Here is a 14,350-nt window from a genome sequence, read left to right as displayed (position 1 = left end):
AACAATGTCAAAGAGCGCAAAATACCGACGCCTTGCTCAACCCTTTCTTTCAAGGGGCGAGCCGAGCGCCGAAAATTTGGTGACCGTAGAAGCGGACCGTGTGGGCCACCGCTGCGGTGACACCCCTCTAGGCAGGGCGTTTGATTCGGTCAAACCCTTTTTTGCAATTTTCTTTCAATCGCGCGGCAAAACGGCGTCGGGCGGGGATCGGTCATGATGAAAACGGCGGAAAATCGCCATTCTGCGCCGGGATTCGCGGGCGGCGCGAGCCGTGCCGCTTGCTCGCCATCATTTGGTTGACGGTTCCGCTCCATCACGAATCGTATCGTGATCGCCGGAGCAGCATCGGAAGTGCCGATTGCCGCAGCACATTTCGGCAAGCGAGCGAAAGACGCTGCGCCGCTTGCGGTCGCATCGGTGCGCGGCTCGTTGCGCAGCGACACGCAAGAGCGACATCGATCGCTAATCGCGATGAGCCGGCCACAAAGGATGAAATGGAAAGGATGATGGTCGGGGAGACAGGATTCGAACCTGCGACATCCTGCTCCCAAAGCAGGCGCGCTACCGGACTGCGCCACTCCCCGACGGTGTCGTCGCTTAGGCGGGCTGGATCGTAAGCGCAAGCGTTGCTCTTACGATCCGTTACGATCGCCGATCGAAAACGATGCGACGTGGTGGGCCCGGCAGGACTTGAACCCGCAACCTAGCCGTTATGAGCGGCCAGCTCTAACCAGTTGAGCTACAGGCCCCCCTCGCCCCCGTTAGCGTTGCGCGCGCGCCGCTGCAATCACCTGATCGAGCGAAGCAGCGGCGATTCCGCGCCGCGCGAGATCGCCCAATACCGCCTCCCACCAACCGTAAAAGGCGCTGAGATCCGCTGCATCGCGCACATAAGGGGTATGTCCGGGCACGAGCGAGGGGGAGTGAAAGGAGAAGTTCAGTACCCGCCCCCCCTCCCCAGCCGCCACCGCAATCGCCTCGAGCGCATCGGGCAGCGGCATATCCTCGGGCGTCAGGGCCACGCGCGACAACAGGCGCATGCGGGCGGCCAGGCCGCGTCCCTTCGGTAGACGTCCCAATGCACGATACACGGTGGTGCCGTGCCGCCGAAGCAGGCCCGTATACACGGTCGTCAGCGGCAACTCGACCAAGCTGCCGCCCGGCCCGGCATGGAAGGCGGCATTGCCAATGTCGGAGAAATCGGGCCCGCCGTCCGCCGCATAACTGTAGCGCGCGCGCATCGAGCTATCGAGGCGGTAGCCGCGTTCGGCGAGCAAGGTCAGCGTCTGCGGGCCAATGCCATAGCGCCCGGCGCGATAGGCGATCGGGCGCGTGCCGAACGCGGCCGTGATGGCGTCGGTGAGGCGATCGATCTTCGCAGCCTCCAGCGAGCGCGGCAGATTTCCGACATAACTGTTGAACGGCGTCAGCGCCTCCTGGAAGGGCGGATTGACCCAGCCGTGCAATTGGGTGCCGATCGCCGAGACACCGTCGGCGCACGCAGCACCGAGCACCTCCACCGCGCGGGGGTCCGCTACAATCGGATAATCGACCATATAGGTCAGTGGCACGCCATGATCGGCGAACCAGCGGTGGGCATCGGGAATCGCGGCCACCGCCGACACCGAATGGGCATCGCGTGCGAGCGGCGCAGCCCAGTCGAACTCTTCCTCTGTGTCGACGAACACGATGAAACGTGTGCCGAAGACATCCGGCCACGCGACCAGATCGGTGCGCGCGGGGGCAAGCGGGCGATACGCTGCGGCAGGATCGGGCGTGGCCACGATCAGTTGGAAGAAACCTGCTCCATTCCGGCAAGAGACGCGGCGGGAAGGCGCAAAGTCAAGGCCTTGTCGCCTATCGTCAGGCTGCCGCGCAATTCGGCGGCAAGATTGCGTGCCAGCCGCAGCGCAAAGCCGGTGCCAAGCAAGGGTGCCCCCTCGCGCTCGGCCTCCGCCTCGGCATCGATGGTCAGCAAATTCTCTTCGGCATAAGCGGCGAGTGCCTTGGGCCGATCGAACACGATCGAGATCGCTCCGTCATCCCGCGCGGCCACCACGCCGATCTGCTCGCCAGCGCTGCCCGATGCCACGAGCGTCGCCATCAACCGCGCCACCAGCCGCTCTACCGCCCGATCATCGCCCAGGATCGCCAGCGAATCGCCGCGGACATGGTGTTCGAGCACACTCCCCCTAAGCGTCGCCAGCGGCGCCAGGTCCGCCAGGATACGCGCCAGCAACGGCGCGACCGGAACGTCACCGCTGCGCAAATCGAGCGCATGGGTCTCGATCCGGGCCGCCATGTCGATATCGTCGATCGCAGTAAGCAACCCGCTCGACTGGCTTCGAATGGCCGCAGCATGGGCACGATAGGCCGCAGGGACCGGACCCAGCATCTGCGATTCGATCATCTCGGCAAACCCGGCGATCGCATTGGTCGGTGTGCGCAATTCGTGCACCAACTGACGTAGCGCATCGGCGGCGGGATTGCGGGTTTCGCGCATGGGCTCGGCGGTTTCGTCGGCACGCGGGCGTCGGGCCGTACCGCGATAGCCGGTGAATCGCCCGCTCACGCGGTCGAACACGGGAATCCCCGTAATGCGCCACTGGCCGGCCGCATCGGAATGGCCATCCACCACCAATCGCGCATTGGCAAAACCGGCCCGACGCCGAAACGCTCCCGCCACCACGCCATCGACCTGCGCGCCAGTGGCTGCGGGCGAAAGGTCGAACGACAGCCCGATCAACGGCGCGCGGGCCGCCCCTTCGATCCAGCGGACGATACCATTGGCATCGGTTTCGAAACGGAAGGTCTCGGACGGGTGCAGCTCGGTCGCGAACAGTTCCGGCTGAATTTCGAGACGCGGCCGGGCGGAGGGGATTTCCTCGCGCTGGCGCTGATAGGCATCGATTCGCGCAACTAGTTCCGCAATCTGAAAGGGACCGGTTTCGGGCGGCGATGCGGGTGGTGGTGGCCGCACAAACGCAATCGGAGCAGAAACCTCGGCGGCGTGCGACGGCGCGGCCGGAGGTGCGGGTGCGGCCGAATGATCGGCGCGGCGCAGCGCTTCCGCCACCACCGGCAACCCGGCTGCGACCGCCGCGATCGACACGAAGGACGATTGCGGAGCGATCGGCGCTACAGTTTCCGGCAAACTCGGCGGCTCCGCGAAAGTTTCCGCCACGACTTCGGCCTGCTCCGGCACCGGTTGAACGGGCGCGACGGGTTCGACCGTCGCTACGTGGTCGGACGCGGGCTCGGGTGCCGTAGGTGCCGCGACCTGCTCGGGTTCGGTCGGTGCGTCCAGGACGAAATCCACACTGCCGAAGCTTTCCAACGCTCGTTGCACCCCTCGCGGCAGATCGCGCCGGTGTCGCAGGATCGACCGCGCGGACGGCGACAAGACCGGCAGCAAACTCGTCCATTCGGCAATCGACAGGCGCGCGCTTCGCAATACCGGGGCGGCGATCGACAGGTCATCCTCGGCAAACAACGCCACCAGGGGAAAGGGAGGGGTAGCAAAGGCCAGCCCGCGCGCGCTCGCTGACCGCACCAATGGCGGCACGTCACCGCGAATCGTGCGCAAACGGGCAATCGCCTCCTCGCTTGCCGCGGCCCGCCCGCGCCCGATCAGATCGACCAACTGCCGCCAAGTGGATTGCGCGCCAAAAGCGGTCGACATTTCTGCCGAAAGGACCGTCTCCAGACTGTCGTCGAACCGCAAGCTATTCTGTCCCCGAAATCGCGACGTCCCATGCGTCGTAACGGATTCTTAACCGGCGCAAAGGCCCTACGTAACCCCGAGATTTGGCACCGTCGCAATGTGGGACAATTGCGTTCCGTAGTAATTATCTTATAGGCAAGTGCAAGATGGCAATGCGAAACACGCGTTACCCAGGAGCATTACGTAATGACATTCGATTCGATCGACCGCCGTATTCTGGAACTGCTTCAGGACGACGGACGAATGACCAATGTCGAATTGGCCGAGCGCGTCGGGCTGACTGCGCCCCCCTGCCTGCGCCGCGTGCGCGCGCTCGAGGAAGCCGGAGCAATCCGCGGTTACCACGCCGAGATCGATCCCGCCACCCTTGGCTATCCGATTACCGTGTTTGCGATGGTATCGCTGCGCAGCCAGGCCGAGCATGATCTCGCCGCCTTCGAGGAGCATGTCGCCACCATTCCCGAAGTGCGCGAGTGCCACATGCTGAATGGCGAGATCGACTTCATCCTGAAAATCGTCGCCAGCGACTTGAAGAGCTTCCAGGAAATCCTGATGACTCACCTGACGCCAGCGCCGAATGTGGCGAGCGTCAAGACCTCGCTGACGATCCGCACGGCCAAGTCGCTCCCGGGTATTCCGATCCGCGCGGGGTGATGAAATCCCGAAGACCGCGCATGATAGCGGGGTCTGGCGCGGCAACTCGCAAAGCGACGGCGAAGTGCCGTCCCGGCCTACGCCGCAGCCATCACGGCCCGTTTTGCCGACCAGTCGCGGTGAACCGCAAGGCCCGATGCAAGCCATAGCGCGCCGGCGGCCATGAGCCCGGCAAACGCGCCGCCGCTTGGCCCGTTTACGACAAAGCCGACGATCGCGACGGCGATCAGCCCAAAGCCGAGGACATAGAACGGACGAAAGCCCGCAGCGAAGGCGATCGGCAGGAAATGCAGCCCGACCACAAGCGCCATTGAGGGCAAGAGAAGATCGGGCCGATGGAGATTGATGACGATATTCGCCGCGAGGAAAAGACCCACTCCTTCTCCCATACTGCTCCACATGATCGCATTTGCTTCTTTTGCCGACGGTTTGATGCCGTCGGCGGGTATGCAGATTACATACAGCGCAGCCAGCCCGATCAACACGAAGGCCAGGAAGGGCAAGGCCAAGGCGGCTCCCGTTACACTCCACTGCCAATACAGCGTCAGCGAAGCGAACACCGCCCCGAAAAAGCTCATGATAAGCGCGCCCCAAGCCCCCATGCGAAGTCCCCCTAAGTCTGCACGGGCGCGATTGTATCTTTGACGATTGGGCTGGTCGAGATGCGGGCAAACAAGGTCGCGAATAGGCCTCCCATCGCGCGACGGCCGCTTGTCCCAAACGAAAAAGGGCGACCCGCAGGCCGCCCTTTTCCGCATATCCGAAGGGATTCGCGATCACGTCGTCGGCGGCGTGTCCACGAACACCAGCCACAACCGGGCAATCGCCTTGCTCGGGTCGGCAGCCACCTTCGTGAGGACCGCCTTGGCCCCGGCGCGATCGCCCGACAGCGCCAGCGCCATGCCGAGATGCAGGTTGTTGCGGTCGGCGTCAGGTGCGCCCTTGGTTTCGGCCAGGCGGTACATCTCGATCGCCTTGGCGTAGTTACGCGTGCCGAAATAGGCGTCGCCTGCCTGCTGCGCGAGATCGCCCTTGGGGGCTGCCTGCGCGTTCTTCTCCTTGATCGCGAGCGACGTCGCTCCGGCGATGCCGGTTTTGGCGCGGGTCAGTTCCTCGGTCGCGGTGATGTTGCCCTTGGGGATCGATTCGTTGGCAAAGCCTTCGTCGAGCACCGTCTTGGCTTCGTTGGGCAAGCCGACGTTGATCGCGGCATCGGCATAATCGATATATTCGCGCTGGCCGGTCTGGCTCTTGGTCGCCCACAGCAGGCGGTACAGATCGACACGGTTCTTGCTGTACTTCGCCGCCGACGGCCCCTGGAAGCCGAAGGTGTAGATCGCGCCGCGCCAATTCTCCTTGGTGCCATATTCGGTCAGCCAGGCTGCGGTCCACTGATCCGCACCTTCCTGGTCCCCTGCCTTGCCGAGCCGGGTGAAGGCATATTTATACCAGGATTCGGGCGCTTTCTTACCCTTGGCCTTTTCCGCCTGCACGGCGGCACCCAGATCGGCGATGCCACCCTTCACGTCCCCCGCGTCAACCTTGGCGCGTGCGATGTTCAGCAGCAGATCGTCGTCGGTATAGCCAAGGTCCTTGGCCTTGGTGAAATAGTCGACCGCCTTGGCATAGTCCTTGTTCGAATAGGCGAAACCGGCCCGCGAATTGTAGCGGTTACCCAGCTCGGCCTTGGGCGTTGCCGGATTGGCGATCAGTGCATCAAGCGGCGGGGTCAGCGCGGCGATGCGCGCGGCCTCGGGCTGGCCTTGCGTCTGCGCGTTAATCAGCGACAGGCGCAGGCCAGAGGCAAGATAGTGCTCATAGTCGCTCTTCGCGACGCTATCGAGCGTGTTCAGCGCGGCCTCGGCCTTGGCGAGATCCTTGGGCGTCGCGGCGAGCGCGGTTTGGGCATCGACGGCGGCAGCGCGTGCTTCCTTCGAAATCGTCGGCGTCGCCGGGGCGGCATCTTCCTTCTTCTTGGCGATCGCGGGGGCGACCAGGGCGGCACCGTTCAACCCGATGACGAGCGTTGCCGTCAGGGCGATCTTCGAAACCATCTTCATTGCGGGACTCTCCTCAAACGTCGCTGGCGCGGCGGAATACTGGCTTTGCTCCTAGCGCCGCCGGTTAGACCGTCAAGCGACGCGAGATGCGCGGCGGCGACTGAACGCGCTTTGAACGCATTTGGCCGCATCGCGGTTCGCGATTCGCCGCGCTCCAATTTGCGTTCGGGCTTTGACGCGGGCGCGGTGCCCGCCTAATCGCCGGGGCGATGATCGCCCTTCTGTCCCCTGCCAAGACGCTCGACTATGAACGTCCCCTCCCCGCTTTGACCGCGACCGCGCCGCGCTTTCACGCAGAAGCCGCTTCGCTCGCCAAATCGGCCGCAAACCTGACCCAGGCGCGCCTCGCGGCCCTGATGCACATTTCGCCCAAGCTGGCGAAGTCGAACGCCGACCGCTTTGCGGGATTCGCCGATGCGCCCCAACGCCCCGCTCTCTTCGCCTTTGCCGGAGACGTTTATACCGGCCTCGAAGCGCGTACCCTCGACGAAGCCGCGATTGCCTTCGCGCAGGACCATGTGCGGATGCTGTCGGGTCTGTATGGCCTGCTGCGCCCGCTCGATGCGATGCGCCCCTATCGACTCGAAATGGGCACGCGCTGGGCACCGCGCCGCAAGAGCCTGTACGAATATTGGGGCGACCGCATCGCTGCCGCCGTGCGCGAGGACGTCGCCGAGGAAGGATCGGGCGTCGTGCTCAACCTTGCCAGCCAGGAATATTTCGCGGCGGTCGACGGCAAATTGGCGGGGTTGCGCGTGATCGACGTCGACTTCCGCGAAGCCGGGCCCGACGGCCCGCGCTTCGTCAGCTTCCACGCCAAGCGCGCACGCGGGATGATGGCGCGCTGGATGTGCGAACATCGCATCGGCGAGATTGACGCGATGCGCGGGTTCGACAGCGACGGCTATCGCTTCGACGCCGCCGAGAGCACGCCCGATCGCTGGCGGTTTACCCGCGCATGACCGGCGCGGCGGTCATCATCGGGGCCTCGGGCGGCATTGGCGCGGCGCTGGAAGCGGCGCTGATCGAGGAAGCGACGTTCGAAAAGGTGTACGGCTTCGCGCGTTCGCGCAGCGGCGCGCAGCATCTCGATCTGCTCGACGAAACCAGCATTGCGGCAGCCGCTGCGCATGTCGCGGCGGGCACTGCCCCTACGCTGGTGATCGTCGCCACCGGCTTGCTGCACGCAGGCGAGCGCGGCCCGGAAAAGGCGATGCGCGAGCTTGATCCGGCCTGGCTGGCCGAAACCTATGCGATCAACGCGATCGGCCCGGCGATGGTCGCCAAGCATTTCCTGCCGATCATGCCCAGGACCGGGCGCGCGGTGTTCGCCGCGCTCTCCGCGCGAGTCGGCAGCATTTCGGACAATAAGCTGGGCGGCTGGCACGGCTATCGCGCCTCCAAGGCCGCGCTCAACATGCTGATGCGCGGCATCGCGATCGAGGAAAAGCGCCGCAACGACCGCACCATCGTGGTTACGCTGCATCCCGGCACCGTCGACACCGCTTTATCCAAACCGTTCCAGGGCAATGTCCAGGCCGGTCGCCTGTTCACGCCAGACCGCGCCGCGTTGCAACTGCTCGACACGATCGAGGAATTGAAGGCCCCGGATAGCGGCAAGCTGTTCGACTTTGAGGGCAAGGAAGTGCCGTTCTAAAGAACGAGCCGACATGACGGATTTGTCATGATCGCACCATTGCCGATCGCGCGATAGCGTTGCACCATCGCCGCAGGCGTGTTGCGCCTGACGGTTTTGAGAGGATGTCCATGACGAAGCTCCCGATGACGATCGCCGCCGCTGCGGCCCTCCTGTGCGGCACCGCCGCGCTCGCCCAGACCAAGCCTGCGCCAAAGCCAACGCCGACCAAGCCGGCCGCCAAGCCAGCCCCGGCGGTGAAAGCGACCCCCGCAGCTGCGGCAAAGCCCGCCCCCGTTGCGGCGAAACCCACCCCTGCAGCCGCAAAGCCCGCACCTGCCGCGCCAGCCGCCGTCAAGCCCGCAGCCCGCAAACCTGCCGCTGCGGCCACCGGGCGTATGGTCACCACCAAGACCAGCACCGGCAAGACGATCACCTACAATTGTTCGAAGGCCGGCAACGCCAACAAGGCCGCCTGCAAATAAGCGAACCAAACCCACCCCTGCGCCGCTGCGATGCGCGCGGGGGTGGCGTTTCGTTGCGCGCTCGGCTAGGGTTTGTCGCATTCCCGTAACACAGCCGAAGGCACCATAAATTGACCGACGAGACCGTCCTCGCCGACCCTTCCGACATTGCCCCGATCTCGATCGTCGACGAGATGAAGTCGAGCTATCTCGACTATGCGATGAGCGTGATCGTCGCGCGCGCACTTCCCGATGTTCGCGATGGCCTGAAGCCCGTTCACCGGCGCATTCTTTGGTCGGCGTCCGAAAGCGGCTTCGTCTACAACCGGCCCTATCGCAAATGCGCCCGCATCGTCGGTGACGCGATGGGTAAATATCACCCGCACGGCGACAGTTCGATCTACGAAGCCTTGGTCCGCATGAGCCAGGACTGGTCGATGCGCGTGCCGCTGATCGACGGCCAGGGCAATTTCGGCTCGATGGACCCCGATAAAGCCGCCGCGATGCGCTATACCGAGGCGCGTCTCGCCAAGGTCGCAGGGTCGCTGCTCGAGGACATCGACAAGGATACGGTCGACTTCGTCCCCAACTATGACGGCTCCGAGCGTGAACCCTCGGTGCTACCGGCGCGTTTCCCCAATCTGCTGGTCAATGGTGCAGGCGGCATCGCCGTCGGCATGGCAACCAACATCCCGCCGCACAATCTCGGCGAAGTGATCGACGCGACGCTCGCCATCATCGATTCGATGACAGGCGCGCGCGAGCCGCTGACCACCGAGGAACTGATCGAGATCGTCCCCGGCCCCGATTTCCCGACCGGCGCGATCATCCTCGGCCGCGCAGGCGCGCGCTCGGCGTATGAAACCGGGCGCGGGTCGATCATCGTCCGCTCGCGCTATGTCGTCGAGGAAGGGCGCGGCGATCGCCGCTCGATCGTGCTAACCGAAATCCCGTACCAGACCGGCAAGAACGGCTTGGTCGAAAAGATCGCCGAAGCCGCCAAGGACAAGCGCATCGAAGGCGTCAGCGACATTCGCGACGAATCGAGCCGCCTCGGCGTGCGCATCGTCATCGATCTGAAGCGCGATGCGACCCCGGAGGTCGTGCTTAACCAGTTGTGGCGCCACACGCCCGCGCAATCGAGCTTCCCCGCCAACATGCTGGCGATCCGGGGCGGTCGCCCGGAATTGCTCAACCTGCGCGACATTATCACCGCGTTCGTGACCTTCCGCGAGGAAGTCATCACTCGCCGTTCGAAGTTCGAGCTCGCCAAGGCGCGCGACCGGGCGCATCTGTTGCTCGGCCTGGTGATCGCGGTGACCAACCTCGACGAGGTTGTCCGCATGATCCGCGGCTCGTCCAGCCCCGCCGCCGCGCGCGAAGCGTTGCTGGCGCGCGATTGGCCGGTCGCCGAGATCGCGCCCTTTATCAAACTGGTCGAGGCGGTCGAAGTCGAAGTCACCGGCGACAGCTATCGCCTGTCCGAATTGCAGGTCCGCGCGATCCTCGATCTGCGCCTGCACCGCCTCACCGCGCTCGGCCGCGACGAGATCGGCAACGAACTGCAGGGCCTCGCCGATTCGATCGCCGAACTGCTCGCCATCCTCGCCGATCGCGCCAAGCTGTTCGCCGTCATGCGTGAAGAACTGGTCGCGGTCCGCGCCGAATTCGCGACCCCGCGCAAGACCGACATCGCCGCTGCTGCTGACGGCATTGACGATGAAGACTTGATCGAGCGCGAGGACATGGTCGTCACCGTGACGATGCAGGGCTATATCAAGCGCACCACGCTCGACACCTTCCGCGCCCAGGCGCGCGGCGGCAAGGGCCGCGCGGGCATGGCCACCAAGGACGAAGACGCGATCACGAACCTGTTCGTGACCAGCACGCACACGCCGGTCTTGTTCTTCTCGACGCTCGGCAAGGTCTACCGCATGAAGGTGTGGAAGCTGCCCGAAGGCGGTGCCGCCACGCGCGGTCGTCCGATGATCAACTTGCTGCCACTGGCCGAAGGCGAGACGATCTCGACCGTGCTCGCTCTGCCCGAGGACGAGACCGAATGGGCCGCGCTGCACGTCATGTTCGCGACGGCGCGGGGCAGCGTACGCCGCAACTCGATGGACGCCTTCACCAACATTCCGACCGCCGGCAAGATCGCGATGAAGTTCGAGGGCGTCGATGCCGATGACCGGCTGATCGGCGTTGCGTTGCTCAGCGAGAATGACGACGTGCTGCTCGCCACCCGCCAGGGCAAGGCGATCCGCTTCGCCGCTGACGAAGTGCGCGAATTCCAGAGCCGCAATTCCACCGGTGTGCGCGGCATGACGCTGAAGGGCGATGACGAGGTGATCTCGCTGTCGATCCTCCACCGCGTCGGCGCAACACCCGAGGAGCGTGAGGATTATCTCAAGTTCGCGCCGTGGAAGGGCGAGCGCGAAGGCCAGATGGCGATGACCCAGGCGCGCTACGAAGAGCTGATGATCCGCGAGCAGTTCATCCTCACCGTCTGCGCCAATGGCTACGGCAAATTGTCCTCGGCTTATGATTATCGCCGCACCGGGCGCGGTGGCCAGGGCATCACCAACATCGACAACATCCCGCGCAACGGCCCCGTCGTGGCGAGCTTCGCCGCGACCAAGGGCCATCAGTTGATGCTGGTGACCGACCAGGCCAAGGTGATCCGCACCACGCTCGGCTCGATGCGCGTGATCGGCCGCAACTCGGCTGGCGTGAAGCTGTTCGATGTCGGCAAGAACGAGCATGTCGTCTCCGCCGCGCGGATCGAGGAGGCCGAAGGCGATGCCGAGGCCGATGTGCGCGACCTGACCGCTGTCGAAGTCGCCCCCGACGATACCGGCGATACCGGTGAGGATCTGGCGGCTGGCCCGGACAATGGCGAATGAGCGAGCTGCCGCTCACTGCCTATAAGGTGCTGACCGCCGAGCAGATGGCGACGCTGGAGCGCGAGGAATCGTTCGCCGGCGCCCCCATCGACTTGGCTGATGGCTATATCCACCTCTCGACCGCCGAGCAGTTGACCGAGACGGTCGACAAGCATTTCGCGGGGCAAAGCGATTTGCATGTCGCGGCGGTCGATCTCGGATCGTTCGGCGCAGGGTTGAAGTGGGAGGAGTCGCGCGGCGGCCAGCTTTTCCCGCATCTCTATGGCGGCCCGCTGCTGCTCGAGACGGTGATCGCTTACGGCCCGCTCGAACGCGATGCCGACGGCCGCGTGAAACTGCCCGTCGCGGGCTAACGCCGCTCACGCATAGAGATCGACCACCTCTGCGCCTTCGGCCTCTGCCTCCAGCAACAAAGTGCGGTGGCAGTGGCGCGGGTCGCGTTCAAAACAGAGCAAGGCGCTTGGCTTTTCAGCCGCCAGCGCCAGCATCTGCGCCGCCTGTGCCTGCGCCTCGGGGAGTTCGAGCTGGTCGGCATAGACCGCCTCCAGCGTCGCCACATCGCCCTTCTTGGCGGCATCGCGCCCGCGTTTGGGGGTGCCGAGCGCCTTCAAATGCACATAGTCGATCCCCGCCTCGGCCAGCGACGCCGCCAGCGAGGTCTTCGAAAATCCCGGCCGCCGCGACAAGGGCAGCGCACGCACATCGATCACACGCTCCACCCCCGCGCCCGTCAGCGCCGCCAGAAAATCGGCCATCGTCGTGGCTTCATAGCCGATCGTGAACACCTTCATTTCCCGCGCGCTCCGTTCTCACCACGCCATAAGCGATCATCGCCTGTCCCGCGACGTAGAGCGGCCAGACCAGCAACGTCGGAACGATCGAGACGGCCAGCGGACCCAGTCGCGCGAAAATCAGCAGGTCCGACACCGCGAACAGCAGCGCTCCTGCCCCCACCCAGTCACGCGGAAAGCGGCTGATCCACGCCGTCGCCGCCATGCCGCCAAGCGCGAGCCCATAGACCAGCACACCCGGTTGCCCCGACAGCGCGTAGCCCGCGCACGGAATCCCCAGCAGCAGTGCGATCGCCACGCCCGTTCCCGACCGGTCGGCACGCAGGTTGGTCCAATACAGTCCGGTCGCCAGCAGATGCGAAGCGAGGAAGGCAGCGCCGCCGATCGTCATCCCCGACGTTTCCAGCAGCACATCGCCCAGCGCCGCAAACCCAAGCACCACCGCCAACCAACGTGCCGCCAGCGTCCGCGCGGCCAGCGCGACCCAGACGGCCAGCAGCGCAACCGCAGTCCCCTTCCACGCCACCAGCGCTGGTCCAGCCGGCAAGATATGGCTGGCCGCCCAGAAACTCACCCCCGCAACAAGGGCCGTTACGAACAAGGCTGGGATCGGCACACGCTGAGACATTGTGGGAGGATGCGCCACCGACTCCGCTTCGGCAAGCACACCGGGCTTGACCTGCACAAAAATTCATCTATTTCTGTATTTACAGAAATTGGAGTTACTGGTGACCCTGCTCGACCATCCCGACGCCAAGGCCTTCATTCTCCATTGGGGCGAAATGGGCACGCATTGGGGCGTCAACCGCTCGGTCGCGCAAGTCCATGCGCTGCTCTATCTCTCCGAAAAGCCCGTCGATGCCGAGGCGATCGTCGAGGCGCTGGGGCTCGCCCGCTCCAACGTGTCGACCGCGCTCAAGGAATTGCAGGCCTATGCCATCGTCCGCCGCGTCCATGTCGAGGGCGACCGGCGCGACCATTTCGTGGCCGAAGGCGACCTGTGGGAAATGCTGATGCGCATCGTCGCCGAGCGCAAACGCCGCGAGATCGACCCGACCATCGCTTTGCTCGCCGAACTGGCCGAGCGCCTCCGCCAGGACGACACCGCCCCCGCCCATTTGCGCGACCGCGTGCTGCGCATGCACGAATTCCTGTCGACGCTGAGCGGCTGGTACGAACAAGTCCGCACCCTGCCCAAGACCACCCTCGTCACGCTGATGAAGCTCGGCAGCAAGGTCGCCCGCTTCATTCCCGGCGGCAAGACCAAGGATTAAGGCGATGCGCACCCACCCAATCCCACCATAACTTTGCCCGTTTATTTCGGTCCTTACAGAAACGACAGGTATAAGGAACCGGTCATGGTCGAAATTTCATATCTTCTCTATCTCGCGATCACGCTCGCGATCACCATCTGGGTCGCGCGCACGCTGTCGAAGAATGGCGAGGTCTTCCTCATCCAATGCTTTGGCCAGAACGAGACGCTGGCGCGCTCGACCAATCATCTGCTCGTGGTCGGCTTCTACCTCGTCAACATCGGCTTCATCACGCTGACGCTCAGCCTCGGCAACGAACCGACGACGCTGACCGGCGCGATGCGCTTCCTCAGCAGCAAGGTCGGGCTCGCGGTGCTCGTGCTCGGCGCGATGCACTTCTTCAACATGGGCGCGATTGCCCGCTTCGGCCGCAAGGTCAGCGGCTGGATCGAAGCACGCCCACTGGCCGCCGCCCACAGCACCCGCACCGACGAGCGGATCACGCGGTGACGTAACCACCCAACCATCAACGGGGAGTGCAGATCATGGGCATGCAAACCGTCGCAACCTACCGCCACCGCATCGGCACAGTGGAATGGCGCGATCTTGTCGGGATGCGCCCGCGCGACGGGCTGGTCGAATGCCTCCACCCGCTGCCGTGGCTGGCGGCGAGCTGGGGGCTGGCCGCGGCGGGGCTGTGGCCGCTCGCCGCGGCGGCGTCCTTCATGATGTTCCTGACCGCGCTGCGGGGGACTGTCAGGATTTCCGTGTGTGGGCGGGCATAATGGGTAAAGAGGAGATCCCATATGTCCCGACGCAAAGAACCTGCGATACCGAATGAGCTTCTCGACCAGTTGCTGGCGGG

General features: G+C 64.7%; 16 protein-coding genes and 2 tRNA genes. 9 read left to right on the top strand and 9 right to left on the bottom strand.

Annotation, left to right across the window (positions count from 1 at the left end):
• Positions 1-149: 149 nt before the first annotated feature.
• The 5 genes from ACP7BL_RS17230 to ACP7BL_RS17210 form a co-directional block, all read right to left on the bottom strand.
• On the bottom strand, positions 150-443 hold the full coding sequence (locus tag ACP7BL_RS17230; RefSeq protein ID WP_426258892.1) for a hypothetical protein: 294 nt from the start codon (positions 441-443) through the stop codon (positions 150-152).
• Positions 444-507: 64 nt separating this feature from the next.
• Positions 508-584 (bottom strand) — tRNA-Pro (locus ACP7BL_RS17225).
• 88 nt (positions 585-672) lie between these two features.
• Positions 673-749 (bottom strand) — tRNA-Ile (locus ACP7BL_RS17220).
• A gap of 12 nt (positions 750-761) precedes the next feature.
• A complete protein-coding gene (locus ACP7BL_RS17215) occupies positions 762-1,784 on the bottom strand; it encodes a polysaccharide deacetylase family protein (RefSeq protein WP_426258891.1) in 1,023 nt (340 codons plus the stop codon).
• A 2-nt stretch (positions 1,785-1,786) separates the two neighbouring features.
• Positions 1,787-3,724, bottom strand: coding sequence for a histidine kinase dimerization/phospho-acceptor domain-containing protein (locus tag ACP7BL_RS17210; protein WP_426258890.1), 1,938 nt, complete (start codon positions 3,722-3,724; stop codon positions 1,787-1,789).
• Between the two features lie 186 nt (positions 3,725-3,910).
• Between ACP7BL_RS17210 and ACP7BL_RS17205 the strand changes: the two genes are divergently transcribed.
• A complete protein-coding gene (locus ACP7BL_RS17205) occupies positions 3,911-4,378 on the top strand; it encodes an Lrp/AsnC family transcriptional regulator (protein ID WP_033965099.1) in 468 nt (155 codons plus the stop codon).
• A 77-nt stretch (positions 4,379-4,455) separates the two neighbouring features.
• On the opposite strand, the gene ACP7BL_RS17200 is transcribed toward ACP7BL_RS17205, so the two are convergent.
• Together ACP7BL_RS17200 and ACP7BL_RS17195 are read right to left on the bottom strand one after the other, a co-directional pair.
• Entirely contained in the window at positions 4,456-4,956 is a 501-nt protein-coding gene (locus tag ACP7BL_RS17200) for a hypothetical protein (RefSeq protein ID WP_231565109.1), read from the bottom strand.
• A 198-nt stretch (positions 4,957-5,154) separates the two neighbouring features.
• On the bottom strand, positions 5,155-6,438 hold the full coding sequence (locus tag ACP7BL_RS17195; protein WP_426258889.1) for a tetratricopeptide repeat protein: 1,284 nt from the start codon (positions 6,436-6,438) through the stop codon (positions 5,155-5,157).
• Between the two features lie 209 nt (positions 6,439-6,647).
• Between ACP7BL_RS17195 and yaaA the strand changes: the two genes are divergently transcribed.
• The 5 genes from yaaA to ACP7BL_RS17170 all read left to right on the top strand — a co-directional run bounded on the left by yaaA (position 6,648) and on the right by ACP7BL_RS17170 (position 11,794).
• Positions 6,648-7,400 (top strand): peroxide stress protein YaaA, encoded by a 753-nt coding sequence (gene yaaA / locus ACP7BL_RS17190; RefSeq protein WP_426258888.1) that lies wholly within the window; start codon positions 6,648-6,650, stop codon positions 7,398-7,400.
• Positions 7,397-8,095: an SDR family NAD(P)-dependent oxidoreductase gene (locus tag ACP7BL_RS17185; RefSeq protein WP_426258887.1), complete on the top strand. Its 699-nt coding sequence runs from the start codon at positions 7,397-7,399 to the stop codon at positions 8,093-8,095. Before yaaA ends, ACP7BL_RS17185 begins: the two co-directional genes overlap by 4 nt.
• 110 nt (positions 8,096-8,205) lie before the next feature.
• Complete coding sequence (locus ACP7BL_RS17180; RefSeq protein ID WP_137903321.1) at positions 8,206-8,559, top strand: hypothetical protein; 354 nt, start codon at positions 8,206-8,208, stop codon at positions 8,557-8,559.
• A 110-nt stretch (positions 8,560-8,669) separates the two neighbouring features.
• Positions 8,670-11,441 (top strand): DNA gyrase subunit A, encoded by a 2,772-nt coding sequence (gene gyrA, locus ACP7BL_RS17175; protein WP_426258886.1) that lies wholly within the window; start codon positions 8,670-8,672, stop codon positions 11,439-11,441.
• Complete coding sequence (locus tag ACP7BL_RS17170) at positions 11,438-11,794, top strand: DUF952 domain-containing protein (RefSeq protein WP_033966125.1); 357 nt, start codon at positions 11,438-11,440, stop codon at positions 11,792-11,794. Before gyrA ends, ACP7BL_RS17170 begins: the two co-directional genes overlap by 4 nt.
• Positions 11,795-11,800: 6 nt before the next feature.
• On the opposite strand, the gene ACP7BL_RS17165 is transcribed toward ACP7BL_RS17170, so the two are convergent.
• Positions 11,801-12,232, bottom strand: coding sequence for a DUF488 family protein (locus ACP7BL_RS17165; RefSeq protein WP_033966126.1), 432 nt, complete (start codon positions 12,230-12,232; stop codon positions 11,801-11,803).
• Complete coding sequence (locus tag ACP7BL_RS17160; RefSeq protein ID WP_426258885.1) at positions 12,207-12,860, bottom strand: lysoplasmalogenase family protein; 654 nt, start codon at positions 12,858-12,860, stop codon at positions 12,207-12,209. The genes ACP7BL_RS17165 and ACP7BL_RS17160 overlap by 26 nt, the downstream gene beginning before the upstream one ends.
• A 100-nt stretch (positions 12,861-12,960) precedes the next feature.
• Here ACP7BL_RS17160 and ACP7BL_RS17155 point away from each other — a divergent pair, with 100 nt between their 5' ends.
• The 3 genes from ACP7BL_RS17155 (at position 12,961) to ACP7BL_RS17145 (ending at position 14,270) form a co-directional block, all read left to right on the top strand.
• Positions 12,961-13,506 carry a GbsR/MarR family transcriptional regulator gene (locus ACP7BL_RS17155; RefSeq protein ID WP_033966127.1) on the top strand — a complete coding sequence of 182 codons (546 nt, stop codon included), beginning with the start codon at positions 12,961-12,963 and terminating at the stop codon, positions 13,504-13,506.
• Between the two features lie 84 nt (positions 13,507-13,590).
• The gene (locus ACP7BL_RS17150; protein WP_052192452.1) at positions 13,591-13,995 is read left to right on the top strand and encodes a hypothetical protein; all 405 of its coding nucleotides are present in this window, start codon (positions 13,591-13,593) and stop codon (positions 13,993-13,995) included.
• A gap of 35 nt (positions 13,996-14,030) precedes the next feature.
• Positions 14,031-14,270, top strand: coding sequence for a hypothetical protein (locus ACP7BL_RS17145; protein ID WP_339520633.1), 240 nt, complete (start codon positions 14,031-14,033; stop codon positions 14,268-14,270).
• Positions 14,271-14,350 lie beyond the last annotated feature (80 nt).

Origin of the sequence: Sphingomonas sp. DC1600-2 (genome assembly GCF_049897605.1) — a bacterium.
Classification (GTDB): Bacteria; Pseudomonadota; Alphaproteobacteria; order Sphingomonadales; family Sphingomonadaceae; genus Sphingomonas.
Note: the sequence above shows the minus strand (reverse complement) of the source record. Positions and strands in the feature narration are given on the sequence as shown.

What these genes read in the sequence shown, in the direction of transcription:
- ACP7BL_RS17205 (WP_033965099.1), top strand. Translation starts at nt 3,911, where the DNA reads ATGACATTCGATTCGATCGACCGCCGTATTCTGGAACTGCTTCAGGAC.
- ACP7BL_RS17200 (WP_231565109.1), bottom strand. Translation starts at nt 4,956, where the DNA reads ATGAGCTTTTTCGGGGCGGTGTTCGCTTCGCTGACGCTGTATTGGCAG.
- ACP7BL_RS17195 (WP_426258889.1), bottom strand. Translation starts at nt 6,438, where the DNA reads ATGAAGATGGTTTCGAAGATCGCCCTGACGGCAACGCTCGTCATCGGG.
- yaaA (WP_426258888.1), top strand. Translation starts at nt 6,648, where the DNA reads ATGATCGCCCTTCTGTCCCCTGCCAAGACGCTCGACTATGAACGTCCC.
- ACP7BL_RS17185 (WP_426258887.1), top strand. Translation starts at nt 7,397, where the DNA reads ATGACCGGCGCGGCGGTCATCATCGGGGCCTCGGGCGGCATTGGCGCG.
- ACP7BL_RS17180 (WP_137903321.1), top strand. Translation starts at nt 8,206, where the DNA reads ATGACGAAGCTCCCGATGACGATCGCCGCCGCTGCGGCCCTCCTGTGC.
- ACP7BL_RS17170 (WP_033966125.1), top strand. Translation starts at nt 11,438, where the DNA reads ATGAGCGAGCTGCCGCTCACTGCCTATAAGGTGCTGACCGCCGAGCAG.
- ACP7BL_RS17165 (WP_033966126.1), bottom strand. Translation starts at nt 12,232, where the DNA reads ATGAAGGTGTTCACGATCGGCTATGAAGCCACGACGATGGCCGATTTT.
- ACP7BL_RS17160 (WP_426258885.1), bottom strand. Translation starts at nt 12,860, where the DNA reads ATGTCTCAGCGTGTGCCGATCCCAGCCTTGTTCGTAACGGCCCTTGTT.
- ACP7BL_RS17150 (WP_052192452.1), top strand. Translation starts at nt 13,591, where the DNA reads ATGGTCGAAATTTCATATCTTCTCTATCTCGCGATCACGCTCGCGATC.
- ACP7BL_RS17145 (WP_339520633.1), top strand. Translation starts at nt 14,031, where the DNA reads ATGGGCATGCAAACCGTCGCAACCTACCGCCACCGCATCGGCACAGTG.